The organism is Variovorax soli NBRC 106424 (assembly GCF_001591385.1).
GTDB lineage: Bacteria > Pseudomonadota > Gammaproteobacteria > Burkholderiales > Burkholderiaceae_C > Variovorax > Variovorax soli.
Genome location: NZ_BCUU01000036.1, coordinates 36,326 through 47,464, shown reverse-complemented (window position 1 = coordinate 47,464; position 11,139 = coordinate 36,326). Strand labels below are relative to the sequence as shown.

Here is an 11,139-nt window from a genome sequence, read left to right as displayed (position 1 = left end):
CGCGGTGTCTCATGCAGCGGCGCCGTGCGTGCCCTCACCCCGACCCTCTCCCAGAGGGAGAGGGAGCCAGGATCAGCCGGCCTTGCGCACGCAGTCGGCGTAGTAGCGCTTCTTGCCGCTGGCATCCACCTTGGCCACCAGGCCATGGATGTCGGTTTCGAAGCCCGGGCACTCCTCGTTGAACTGCCGCGCGAACTTCAGGTAGTCGACGATCTTCTTGTTGAAGACCTCGCCCGGAATGAGCAGCGGGATGCCCGGCGGGTACGGCGTGATCAGGCTGGTGGTGATGCGCCCTTCCAGCTCGTCGATCTCCACCCGCTCGGTCTTGCGGTGCGCGATGTAGGCGAAGGCGTCGCTGGGCTTCATGGCCGGCGTCAGGTCGCTCAGGTACATCTCGGTGGTCAGGCGGGCGATGTCGTAGCGGGCGTACAGCTCGTGCACGCGCTGGCACAAATCGCGCAGGCCCATGCGCTCGTAGCCGGGGTGCGCCTTGCAGAACTCCGGCATGATCCGCCACATGGGCTGGTTGCGCGCGTAGTCGTCCTTGAACTGCTGCAGCGCCGTCAGCAGCGTGTTCCAGCGGCCCTTGGTGATGCCGATGGTGAACATGATGAAGAAGCTGTACAGGCCCGTCTTCTCCACGATCACGCCGTGCTCGGCCAGGAACTTGGTGACGATGCTGGCCGGAATGCCGGTCTTGGCGAACTTGCCATTCAGGTCCATGCCCGGCGTCACGATGGTCGACTTGATCGGGTCGAGCATGTTGAAGCCGTCGGCCAGCTTGCCGAAGCCATGCCACTTGGCGGTGCGCGCCTCGCCCTTGATGATCCAGTCGTCCGCGCGGCCGATGCCCTCGTCCACCAGCTTCTCGGGGCCCCAGACCTTGAACCACCATTCGTCCTTGCCGAACTCGGCCTCCACCTTGCGCATGGCGCGGCGGAAATCGAGGGCTTCAAGCAGGCTTTCTTCCACCAGCGCGGTGCCGCCGGGCGGCTCCATCATGGCCGCGGCCACGTCGCAGCTGGCGATGATGGCGTACTGCGGGCTGGTGGACGAGTGCATCAGGTAGGCCTCGTTGAACAGGTCCCGGTCCAGCTGGCGGTGCTGCGAATCCTGCACCAGCACATGGCTCGCCTGGCTGATACCGGCCAGCAGCTTGTGCGTGGACTGGGTGGCGAACACCAGCGACTCCTTGGTGCGCACGCGCCGCTTGCCCATGGCGTGGTAGGTGCCGTAGAACGGGTGGAAGGCCGCGTGCGGCAGCCAGGCCTCGTCGAAGTGCAGCGTGTCCACGTAGCCGTCGAGCATGCCCTTGATGGTCTCCGTGTTGTAGAGCACGCCGTCGTAGGTGGACTGGGTCACCGTCATCACGCGCGGCTTGACCTTGTCGGCATCCACATGCGCCAGCAGCGGGTTGGCGCGGATCTTGGCCTTGATGGCGCTCTGCTCGAACTCGCTCTTCGGGATCGGCCCGATGATGCCGAAGTGGTTGCGCGTGGGCTTCATGAACACCGGAATGGCCCCGGTCATGATGATCGCGTGCAGGATCGACTTGTGGCAGTTGCGGTCCACCACCACCACGTCGTCCGGCGCCACCGTGTGGTGCCACACCATCTTGTTGCTGGTGCTGGTGCCGTTGGTCACGAAGAAGCAGTGGTCGGCATTGAAGATGCGCGCCGCATTGCGCTCGCTGGCGGCCACCGGGCCGGTGTGGTCCAGCAGCTGGCCCAGCTCTTCCACCGCGTTGCAGACGTCGGCGCGCAGCATGTTCTCGCCGAAGAACTGGTGGAACATCTGGCCCACCGGGCTCTTGAGGAACGCCACGCCGCCCGAATGGCCGGGGCAGTGCCACGAGTACGAGCCGTCTTCCGCGTAGTCGATCAGCTCCTTGAAGAAAGGCGGCTGCACGCTCTCCAGGTAGCTCTTGGCCTCGCGGATGATGTGGCGGGCCACGAACTCGGGCGTGTCCTCGAACATGTGGATGAAGCCGTGCAGCTCGCGCAGGATGTCGTTGGGCAGGTGCCGGCTGGTCTTGGTCTCGCCGTAGATGTAGATGGGCACGTCGGCGTTCTTGCGGCGCACTTCCTCGATGAAGGTGCGCAGGCTCAGCACCGCCGGGTCCAGGTCGGGGCCGACGCTGAACTCCTCGTCGTCGATCGACAGGATGAAGGCGCTGGCGCGGCTTTGCTGCTGGGCGAACTGGCTCAGGTCGCCGTAGCTGGTGGCTCCCAGCACCTCGAAGCCCTCGGCCTCGATGGCCTGGGCCAGGGCGCGGATACCCAGCCCCGATGTGTTCTCGGAGCGGTAGTCCTCGTCGATGATGACGATGGGGAAGCGAAATTTCATGGCGGCGGTGCTCCGGACAGGGAAATGAGGGCGGAAGTGTACGGAATCCAGATGAAGGACGACGGCCGGCTTTCAAGCAGAATCGCCCTGACGAAATACTTGACAGGGGAAGTTCCATGGCTGAATCCACCATCTGGTGGCTCATTGCAGGCGCGGCCATCGTGCTGGAGCTGCTCAGCGGCACCATCTATCTGCTCCTGCTGGGGGCCGGTTTTGCCGCGGCCGCCGTCTCGGCCCACCTGGGCGCCAGCCTGACGGCCCAGATCGTCGTGGCCGCCGTGGTGGGGGTGAGCGCCGTGCTCACCTGGTACCTGGTGCGCCGCAAGGGGCGCACGAACCAGCCGGCCAGCCAGGCCAACCCGGACATCAACCTGGACATCGGCGGCACGGTGCTCATCGAGGCCTGGGACCCGGACGGCACCGCCTCGGTGCGTTACCGCGGCGCCCAGTGGACGGCCATGCCGCGCCCGGGCGCGACGCCGGCCACCGGCATGCACCGCGTGGCCGAGGTGGTCGGCAGCCGCCTGGTCGTCGACAAGATCTGAGTCACTCCCTCCCCTCCTCCCGGCAGCAAGCCCCCATCAGAAAGGACAAGGCCACCATGGAAGTCGCAGTGATCATCCTGGTCATCGCCATCATCTTCATCAGCCAGTCGGTGAAGTTCGTGCCGCAGCAAAATGCCTGGGTGCGCGAGCGCCTGGGCAAGTACCACGGCACCATGTCGCCGGGGCCCAACTTCCTCATCCCCTTCATCGACAAGGTGGCCTACAAGCACAGCCTGAAGGAAATTCCGCTGGATGTGCCCAGCCAGGTGTGCATCACCCGCGACAACACCCAGCTGCAGGTGGACGGCATCCTTTATTTCCAGGTGACCGACCCGATGCGCGCCAGCTACGGCAGCTCCAACTACATCGTGGCCGTCACCCAGCTCGCCCAGACCTCGCTGCGCAGCGTGATCGGCAAGCTGGAGCTGGACAAGACCTTCGAGGAGCGCGACATGATCAACGCCCAGGTGGTCTCGGCCATCGACGAGGCGGCGCTCAACTGGGGCGTGAAGGTGCTGCGCTACGAGATCAAGGACCTGACGCCGCCCAAGGAGATCCTGCAGGCCATGCAGCGCCAGATCACGGCCGAGCGCGAGAAGCGCGCGCTGATCGCCGCCTCGGAAGGCCGCCGCCAGGAGCAGATCAACATCGCCACCGGCGAGCGCGAGGCCTTCATCGCCCGCTCCGAGGGCGAGAAGCAGGCGCAGATCAACAACGCCCAGGGCGAGGCCGCCGCCATCACCGCCGTGGCCGAGGCCACCGCGGATGCCATCGCGCGCATCGCCGCCGCCATCCGCCAGCCCGGCGGCGAGCAGGCGGTGCAGCTCAAGGTGGCCGAACGCGCGGTGGACGCCTACAGCAAGGTGGCGGCGGATGCGTCCTCCACCCTGATCGTGCCCAGCAACATGACCGAAACCTCGACCCTCATCGCCTCGGCCATGCGGATGCTGCAGGCCGGCAAGACGTCGGGCGGCAGCGCCTGAACACAATGCTAGAATGGCGGGCTTCGGAGCGGTGGATGAGTGGTTTAAGTCGCACGCCTGGAAAGCGTGTGTGGGTTAATAGCCCACCGCGGGTTCGAATCCCGCCTGCTCCGCCAGCACCTTTTTTTGGTGCCGCAAACATCCCCTGATTCCACCCCAAAGCCTGCTACTTGATCTCTCTGTAGCAGGCGGGCGGGTGCGAATCCTTGGTCAATTCCACATCAAAGCCCTAAAATCCACCTTCAAACCTCGAAGGGTGGAACGGTCGGTGCTGTTCCACCCCAGGGGTGGAATCAAGTCTCCGGGGTGGAATCATCGTGTCTCAGCAACTGACCGTCGCGGCGCTTTCGGCGCTCGCACCGGGCGCGCGCCTTAGCGCTGGCCGCGCCGTCTATCTGCGCAAGAACCTCGATCGAAGCATCAGTGCGACGTTGAGGGTCAAGCGCGCAGGCAAGCAAGTCGACTTGAAAGTCGGCGTCTTCGAAGAACCTTTCAGCAAAGCGACCGTCGCCCAGGTCTGGCGCGACGCCGACGTCGTGCGTGCTGCCGCCGACAAGCAAGTCGCTGTCCGAAAGGCCCGCGCCGCTGTCAAAGAGGAAATCGCGCGCGCACCCGTCGGCAAGCTCACGCCAGCATCGACAGTCGCCGAATGCTGGGCGGCATTCTTGGTCGACGTCAAAGCGAACGCGCGCTGGACCGATCGGAATCGGGAAACGAACGTCGCGCGCATCGATAAACACTTCGTCCCGTGGCCGCTGTGGCACCGCCCCGCCGCCGAACTGACCGCTGACGACATAGCCGCCAAGCTCGGGCCGATCACACGCGCGACGCCCGCCCAAGGTCGAAAGCTCAGTGGGCTTTTGCGCCTGACGCTAACTTACGCGCGCGTCAAGAAGGTGATCAACGCGGTCCCCATGGCCGACGCGCTCGAACAGATCGCAATCACCAGCGGCAAGCGTGCGTCTGCCCGCCACCATCACGCGCTGCTGGACGTCGGCGAACTGCGCGCGCTATTTCGCGCGATCGACCATTTGCCGGGCAGCCCATCGGTTCGCGGCGCCTTGAAGTTGCAGGCGTGGACCGCAACGCGCACGACCGAAGTGCGCGAAGCGCGGTGGGCCGAATTCTTCGACCTCGACGGCGATGAACCCCGGTGGGCGATTCCGCGCGAGAGGATGAAAATCAAGGACGCCGCGCGCGGGGATCACGTCTTGTATCTCGCGCCGCAGACTGCCGCATGGCTGCGCGATCTGCCCCGCCGTGGTGAACTGCTTTTCCCTGGCAGGCCCGGCGAAGGCCGACAAGACAACGCCGTGACGGACAACGCGCTTTCGCAAGCGATGCGCCGCGATCTGGGCATGGATGGCAAGCATGTTCCGCACGGCTGGCGCAGCAGTCTCAAAACGCTTGGGACGCGCGCGATCGGCGAAGACGGGCGCCCGCTATTCACCGATGCCTGGATCGAAAGCGTTTTGGATCACCTGCCCGACGACAGCGTCGAAGCTGCTTATGACCGGGGGCGCCACACTGAACAGGCCGCCCGCGTCCTGGCGTGGTGGGCGGACTTGCTTGAAGGCAAGACCGCATGACCGATCTACGCCGCGCCCTGCTGGACAAGCGGTTGAGCGGCGATCGGCACATGGCTGCCGATGACATTGCGCGCGTTCTGGCACAAGGGAACGCAGCAATCTATGAGCTGCTGTGCGACTACTTCGGCGAGCTTTCTCGCAGCGTGCAGCATCGGCAGTTTCAAGAAAGAGTCGCGGCGTTCGAAGCCGATCACAACGGGCTGTCTGACGCCGACTTGTGGGCCCGCGTGGAAGTGCCGCCCTATAGCTTCGATCGCTGCCCGATGCCGCCATTCGCCCAGGCCGACCGCGACACGATCATGGCGACATTGCGGGACCGGGCAGGCATTCCAGAGCGTTTCCGTTTCACCGGATTCGCACCATGCATTGGCAGATCGGACCTTGAAGATTACGTGACGCGCACCGTGCCGCCGTTCGACTTGAGCGATGTTTTCGATCGGGTTGCATCAGTGCGGGGCTTGATGATTGCGGAATTCCTCGAACGCACCGAGCATCGCAGGGGCAAGTCGGGAAGAACGCCAAAGGGCGAAAAGTCGAAGGATGAAATTGCCCAGGAAATCGCCGCGAAATATCACGGTCAACCGGGCGCCCTAGATCAACGGCAGTTGCTGGACGACGGCCGAGCGGCCGAATCGGATTCGCGAAAACAATAGCTTTGCAAATCCACAAATGCCCGAAGGTCTTCGGACCGTTCGGGCTTTTTTCATTTCTGCAGGGCGCACGGACTGCAAAAAAATGTCCGGCAAAAGCGGGGTTCACTGGACGTTCTTGGTTCGGCATCGTGCCGGGCCATGAACACCAAAGCCCCGCGCCCCCCCCCTTCCCTTCGACCCGCTGTTCGGAACGCGCGACGACGTTGTGGCGCAGGCCACGCCCATCGGAAACGCCCGCGCCGGCAAGATTCTGGATGAACACCCGGACGCGCCGCGCCCGATCCTGGGCGGCGATCGCCCTGGATCGAAAGCGATCTATTCGCTAATCCAGACGCGCAGGTTCTGGCTCGGCATCGCGGAGAACGGGCTGCCGCCGATCGTAGGCATCAAAAATTAAAGGCCGGGGCTGCGCCGCAGCACAGCACCCGGCCTTCGTCGCTCATGCAGGTCGTCGAAACCGGGCATGAGTCTAAAGCCCGATGCCATCGCGCGCAAAGCCCCGGCCATTGCACGAAAGCACGCAATGGCATCAACCAACACCCGCCCGCCGTCGACGTCGACGCTGCGCAGCCGTCAACATCGCCAAGCCCTGGCCGAAGCCGATCGAAGGCGCTGGCGCGGGGCCTGGACGACCGCGCCCTGGCCCCGCTGGTGCGCACCGACGCCGCCTGCGCCCATCCATGGGCAGCATCGATAGGCGAACGACGTGTTTCACCGCGACCGTCTTCCAGCCCCGCTGGACTACTTCGAGGCCGAGGGCTTCACGCTGACCGGGCGCGGCAAGTGGCGTTCGACCGCTTGCCCGTTCCACGGCTCCGGCAGCAGCCTGCGCGTGAACGTTGAATCGGGTGCCTTCATCTGCATGGCCGGATGCGGCGCCCGTGGCGGCGACCTTGTCAGCTTCCATCAGGCCCATCACGGCGTCGGCTTTGTCCGAGCTGCCAAAGACCTCGGCGCCTGGACAAGTCACCCGCGCGACCCCGCGAAGCCGCGCCGCCGTCCAACTCCATTCAGCCCGCGCGATGCCTTGGAAGTGTTCGGCGACGAACTGCTGCTGGTCGTCGTGGCGGCACTGAACGTTCATCAGGGCGTCGCCCTCACCGATGCAGATCGCGCGCGGCTGCTGGTGGCGGCAAGGCGCGTTCACACGATTTGGTCATGGATGAGCCCGACATGAAGCCGAACCCGCCCAGAACGGCAGCGCAGCGCGTCGACGACGCCGTGGCCGCACAGGCGCGCCAGATCGGCAACGGCCACGACGGCACCGCTGACCTGTATCGCTTCGGTGGGCTCGATCCTGGCCCCGGGACCGTGCCACCAGCGGCGATGCCTGCCCCGTGGACGTGGCCGCAGGCCGCGACGCTGGACGAACTGAGCGCCGCCCGGCTCACCCCGCCCGAAATCATTCAAGGGCTGCTGTGGGCTGATCTGCTGCTGCTGGCCGCGCCCGGGGGCACCGGAAAGACGACGCTACTGCTGTGGCTGGCGATCTGCATCTCCACCGGGCGCCCCTTCTTCGGGCATCCCATCCTTCGGCCCGGCGTGGTGCTGCTGGTGAGCGCCGAAGACGGCAGGGAGTTGCTTCTTGCGCGGCAGCTTCGCGTTATGCGGGCGATGGCGTTGACGCCCCGCGAAATCGAGCTGTGCGTGCAGCGCCTTCGCATCAGCGACGCGACGACGGGGACGCTTCGCCTTGCGACGATCGAACGCGACATGGTCGTGCCATCCGTTGCCCCTTATCAGATCGTCGCCGAAGCGCAGGCGCAGGGCAAAGATGGTCAGCCGATCGCCGTGCTACTCGATCCCGCGATCAGCTTCGGCGTCGGCGAAGGGCGAACGAACGATGCCGAACAGGCGCTGGTCGCGAGCGCGCGGGTGTTGATCCACAACCTGCAATGCGCCGTCGTCTACGCCACGCACACCGGACAAGGACCGGCCAGAGAACGCAATTTCGGGCAATACAGCAATCGGGGCGGTTCAAGTTTTGCCGATGGCGCGCGCCATGTCTGGGTCGCCCATCCTGCGGACGCCGAGACCTGGCGCAAGACGCTCGGGCGCGATCTGCCGCCCGGGCGCAGCGCCCTCGAACTGGCGATCGCGAAATGCAGCTTCGCGCCGCCCGCGCCGCAGCATCTGTTTTTCGAGCGCGAAGGCTATGCACTGGAACGGATCGAACCGGGTCGGCGCGCCCAGGTCAGTGCCGCCGAACACTTCGATGCGCGCGCCGAACAAGCGCTGAACTACGCGCGCAGCTTGCTCGATGGCGGGCGCATGAACAGCGTTCACACGCTCAAGGCGCTATTGCGCGAGCACATGGGCGTTTCCGATCGCGACGCGAAAGCCATAATCGACGACCTGACCGATCGCGGCTTGCTGATCCCATGTCGCCGACCGGATGCCGGTGAACGCGGCGCGCGCGAATACCTGCACCCGCTGCGACGCGGCGAATCGCTGCCTGAAACCATCGTGACGGTTGCCGCCTGGAATGCGCAGAAAAGCGCGGCGATGACCAGCGGCAAGCGCCGCGCAGGGGACGGCGGTGTTTAAGCGGCGCGTAAATGCGGCAGTGTTTTTGGGCGCTTTGCCGCTTTCACAAAAGCCGCTTGAACGCCTTAAGGGAAAAGAACCCCGTGCATGCGGTGCACCGGGGGTTTCCTTCCCCTTTCCCTCGCCAAACGTCGAAGCGGTGCAAAGGCGGTGTCAAAGCGGCGAAAGGCGTCAAAGCGGCGTGCTCCCTTGGGGCACGGAACCATTACTGTCTCGACATATGATCAGCGGACAAATTACGGCGCCGCCACATCAGCGCACCGGTCCAGAGCGCAACTGACACTACAGGAACACTGCGTTCCAGCGTGCTTGGGCCTCATCAAAATCAAATCTGACGTACTGGACTTCCGTCATCGCAAGCACCGACGTCTTGGAGAGTATGGGAGTACAGGTGCCACCGTCCCTGCGCGCTGACGGCGTGTGAAACCCGTGAAGCTGATCGGCAATTGCTTCTTGGGTGATCGCAAGACACTGGGCATAAGCGCCCGTAGCAGCCTCACCGGTAAGGCACGCCGGCCTCGGATCGATGAGATGCAGGTCCTTTGTAGTCGCTTGCGCGTCGACCGTGACAAGCTGCACATACATACTGGGGCCCCCTTCCGGTGGAAGCCAATGCACCTTCTCTGCGAGCGCTGTATCGGATTCCGCAGCGGTGTACAGCACTGGAATGCTTCCATCGGTGAACCGGCTCGGCCTTTGGCTTGCTTGCCCTAGTTCATCGAAGACCCACTTAAGGTAGTCCGAAGGGGTGTAATCGTCAATGTCAAAAAAGGCGCTGTTGCGGGCGAAATCCCCTTCAGAAATGCCCAGCTCGTTAAACACCTGTGTCCTCAATCGCGAGTTGCCCAGACGCCAACGTTGAATCGTCTCGTTTTGTCGAGTCAACACCTCCAACACTTTTCAAGCTCCGGCCAATTCTCGAACTGACGATTCGATTCTTATCAAAGTAGGCAAATCTGCCTTTACCATAGCATCAACCGGGGAGGAATTATTCAGCAGCGGCCATGGAGCTCTTATCCAACTTCGTTCGCTATCTCGATTGCCCTGGAATAGTGCCGACAGACGCGATCGGATTCGCATTAGCGTACGCATGCGCAGCTTGATGTCCGGCAGTGCGAAATATTCAACAAGCGTTGACGAAAAGGGGTCGTCACCCTCAGGAGGGAGGCCGCACATTGCTTTCATTTGCTTGTCAGATGCGCCCCAGTAGTCCTGTAGGGCGGCCAGCGCACGGACCGGTGCGAGATCCGGTGCAAGGCTGGTCACGGGATTGACGGCCGCCGCCTTGCTCTGTTCAACGTGACTTGCAAGGGTAGCGTCGAGAAGAATAACTTTACGCGAAATCTTCTCCGTCCCCTTCAATTGGAGAAAGTCAGTCAAACTTGGCGGAGACGTAGCGGCGTGCCCGGAGAAATAAATAAGATTGATATCTTGAGTGGTAGTTCGCACAAGAGATTCAAGCGAAGACGCCGATTTCGTCTCCAAGAGCTTGTACGGGGACGCTTCTGGTCCATCGTGGGGAATTCCCCCCGTGGCGTTTGTTCCTTGAGCAGCAGATAGATTCATGACATCACCCATTAGGAAGCTCAAGCCCGGCGTGTTCAAGTGCCCTTTCGAGTAACTCGCGGCCGGCCTGAGCCTTCGACTCGAAAGGTCGAGCAGATATATTGGTGAGGTTCACATCAAACCCAACAAAAAGCCGTTCCGCATTTGAATACATCGGAGCCACGTCGATGAGCGATTGAGGCCCATCCTCCGTCTCACTATACGCAAACCTGAAGCTCACGTTTGACAGTGGAGACAAACGGCCTGGCAGCGTCATGAGATTGAAATATTTGTCTCGGGCTGCAGCACCTCCCTCAATATTGAACTCAATGTGGCCAACAAGCTTTTCAGTCGTAGATGCCAAAGAAGGCGAATGCCCTCCTAAAATCGACACAAACAACGATTGGACGCCAAGGGCAATACCAATATCAGCTTCGCTAGTCAGATTTCTGAACTGTCCTTCGACGTAATCTGCCGTAATCCTAAGGTTTGCGATTCCGTTGAACATCGAAAAGCGGATGGCTTGGTCTTGCAGCCTCGGCGATTGGACAGTAGATATGTCGCTTGAAGCAAGCGGGAACTTTGAACCCAAACCATCGGCGACCATTTCGATCAATTGTGCGCCTCGCGTCATTAGGCCAACTGCCGGCCTAGGAAACTCGATTCGGTGGGTGATGGTGGCGAGGGTCCAGTTGATCTTCATTGGCTGTACGCAGTTTCCAAGTGGCAGTGCCCGGCGGACACCCCGAGGCTGGGATTCTCCGCAGGTTAGTTGGTTTCCGATGCCCGGTCCATGGTCCAACCAAGAAACGTTGCTGCCTCGTTCGATGATGCCGCCAGCGTATCGCGACCACCGTCGGGTCTACACGGGGGTACCACTACTACTTGGGGGGCAGTGGTTCAAGAGCAAGAGACACACGGCAACCATGCA

Annotated in this window: 11 protein-coding genes and 1 tRNA gene; 8 read left to right on the top strand and 4 right to left on the bottom strand. The window is 62.9% G+C overall.

Features of this window, described 5'->3' with window-relative positions; translation table 11 throughout:
• Positions 1-72 precede the first annotated feature (72 nt).
• Positions 73-2,346: an arginine/lysine/ornithine decarboxylase gene (locus VSO01S_RS12795; RefSeq protein ID WP_068642932.1), complete on the bottom strand. Its 2,274-nt coding sequence runs from the start codon at positions 2,344-2,346 to the stop codon at positions 73-75.
• Between the two features lie 116 nt (positions 2,347-2,462).
• On the opposite strand from VSO01S_RS12795, the gene VSO01S_RS12790 reads away from it, so the two are divergent.
• The 8 genes from VSO01S_RS12790 to VSO01S_RS12755 all read left to right on the top strand — a co-directional run bounded on the left by VSO01S_RS12790 (position 2,463) and on the right by VSO01S_RS12755 (position 8,663).
• On the top strand, positions 2,463-2,891 hold the full coding sequence (locus VSO01S_RS12790; protein WP_068642930.1) for an NfeD family protein: 429 nt from the start codon (positions 2,463-2,465) through the stop codon (positions 2,889-2,891).
• A gap of 56 nt (positions 2,892-2,947) precedes the next feature.
• Positions 2,948-3,874 carry an SPFH domain-containing protein gene (locus VSO01S_RS12785; RefSeq protein WP_068642928.1) on the top strand — a complete coding sequence of 309 codons (927 nt, stop codon included), beginning with the start codon at positions 2,948-2,950 and terminating at the stop codon, positions 3,872-3,874.
• A gap of 25 nt (positions 3,875-3,899) precedes the next feature.
• Positions 3,900-3,990: transfer RNA gene (locus VSO01S_RS12780), tRNA-Ser, on the top strand.
• A 201-nt stretch (positions 3,991-4,191) separates the two neighbouring features.
• Complete coding sequence (locus VSO01S_RS12775) at positions 4,192-5,463, top strand: tyrosine-type recombinase/integrase (protein ID WP_068642926.1); 1,272 nt, start codon at positions 4,192-4,194, stop codon at positions 5,461-5,463.
• Positions 5,460-6,116, top strand: coding sequence for a hypothetical protein (locus VSO01S_RS12770; protein WP_068642922.1), 657 nt, complete (start codon positions 5,460-5,462; stop codon positions 6,114-6,116). The genes VSO01S_RS12775 and VSO01S_RS12770 overlap by 4 nt, the downstream gene beginning before the upstream one ends.
• 205 nt (positions 6,117-6,321) lie before the next feature.
• Positions 6,322-6,513: a hypothetical protein gene (locus tag VSO01S_RS12765; protein ID WP_068642920.1), complete on the top strand. Its 192-nt coding sequence runs from the start codon at positions 6,322-6,324 to the stop codon at positions 6,511-6,513.
• A gap of 309 nt (positions 6,514-6,822) precedes the next feature.
• Positions 6,823-7,293, top strand: a complete 471-nt coding sequence (locus tag VSO01S_RS12760; RefSeq protein WP_068642918.1) for a CHC2 zinc finger domain-containing protein — start codon at positions 6,823-6,825, stop codon at positions 7,291-7,293.
• Complete coding sequence (locus tag VSO01S_RS12755; RefSeq protein WP_084241848.1) at positions 7,275-8,663, top strand: AAA family ATPase; 1,389 nt, start codon at positions 7,275-7,277, stop codon at positions 8,661-8,663. Before VSO01S_RS12760 ends, VSO01S_RS12755 begins: the two co-directional genes overlap by 19 nt.
• Before the next feature lie 282 nt (positions 8,664-8,945).
• On the opposite strand, the gene VSO01S_RS12750 is transcribed toward VSO01S_RS12755, so the two are convergent.
• From VSO01S_RS12750 to VSO01S_RS27130, 3 genes are read right to left on the bottom strand one after another with little or no spacing between them, the layout of a single operon-like run.
• On the bottom strand, positions 8,946-9,551 hold the full coding sequence (locus VSO01S_RS12750; protein WP_161944441.1) for an RES family NAD+ phosphorylase: 606 nt from the start codon (positions 9,549-9,551) through the stop codon (positions 8,946-8,948).
• Positions 9,552-9,563: 12 nt separating this feature from the next.
• A complete protein-coding gene (locus tag VSO01S_RS27135) occupies positions 9,564-10,229 on the bottom strand; it encodes a hypothetical protein (protein ID WP_153305249.1) in 666 nt (221 codons plus the stop codon).
• A gap of 4 nt (positions 10,230-10,233) precedes the next feature.
• The gene (locus tag VSO01S_RS27130) at positions 10,234-10,911 is read right to left on the bottom strand and encodes a hypothetical protein (protein WP_153305248.1); all 678 of its coding nucleotides are present in this window, start codon (positions 10,909-10,911) and stop codon (positions 10,234-10,236) included.
• Positions 10,912-11,139 lie beyond the last annotated feature (228 nt).

What these genes read in the sequence shown, in the direction of transcription:
- VSO01S_RS12755 (WP_084241848.1), top strand. Translation starts at nt 7,275, where the DNA reads ATGGATGAGCCCGACATGAAGCCGAACCCGCCCAGAACGGCAGCGCAG.
- VSO01S_RS12770 (WP_068642922.1), top strand. Translation starts at nt 5,460, where the DNA reads ATGACCGATCTACGCCGCGCCCTGCTGGACAAGCGGTTGAGCGGCGAT.
- VSO01S_RS27130 (WP_153305248.1), bottom strand. Translation starts at nt 10,911, where the DNA reads ATGAAGATCAACTGGACCCTCGCCACCATCACCCACCGAATCGAGTTT.
- VSO01S_RS27135 (WP_153305249.1), bottom strand. Translation starts at nt 10,229, where the DNA reads ATGAATCTATCTGCTGCTCAAGGAACAAACGCCACGGGGGGAATTCCC.
- VSO01S_RS12785 (WP_068642928.1), top strand. Translation starts at nt 2,948, where the DNA reads ATGGAAGTCGCAGTGATCATCCTGGTCATCGCCATCATCTTCATCAGC.
- VSO01S_RS12790 (WP_068642930.1), top strand. Translation starts at nt 2,463, where the DNA reads ATGGCTGAATCCACCATCTGGTGGCTCATTGCAGGCGCGGCCATCGTG.
- VSO01S_RS12795 (WP_068642932.1), bottom strand. Translation starts at nt 2,346, where the DNA reads ATGAAATTTCGCTTCCCCATCGTCATCATCGACGAGGACTACCGCTCC.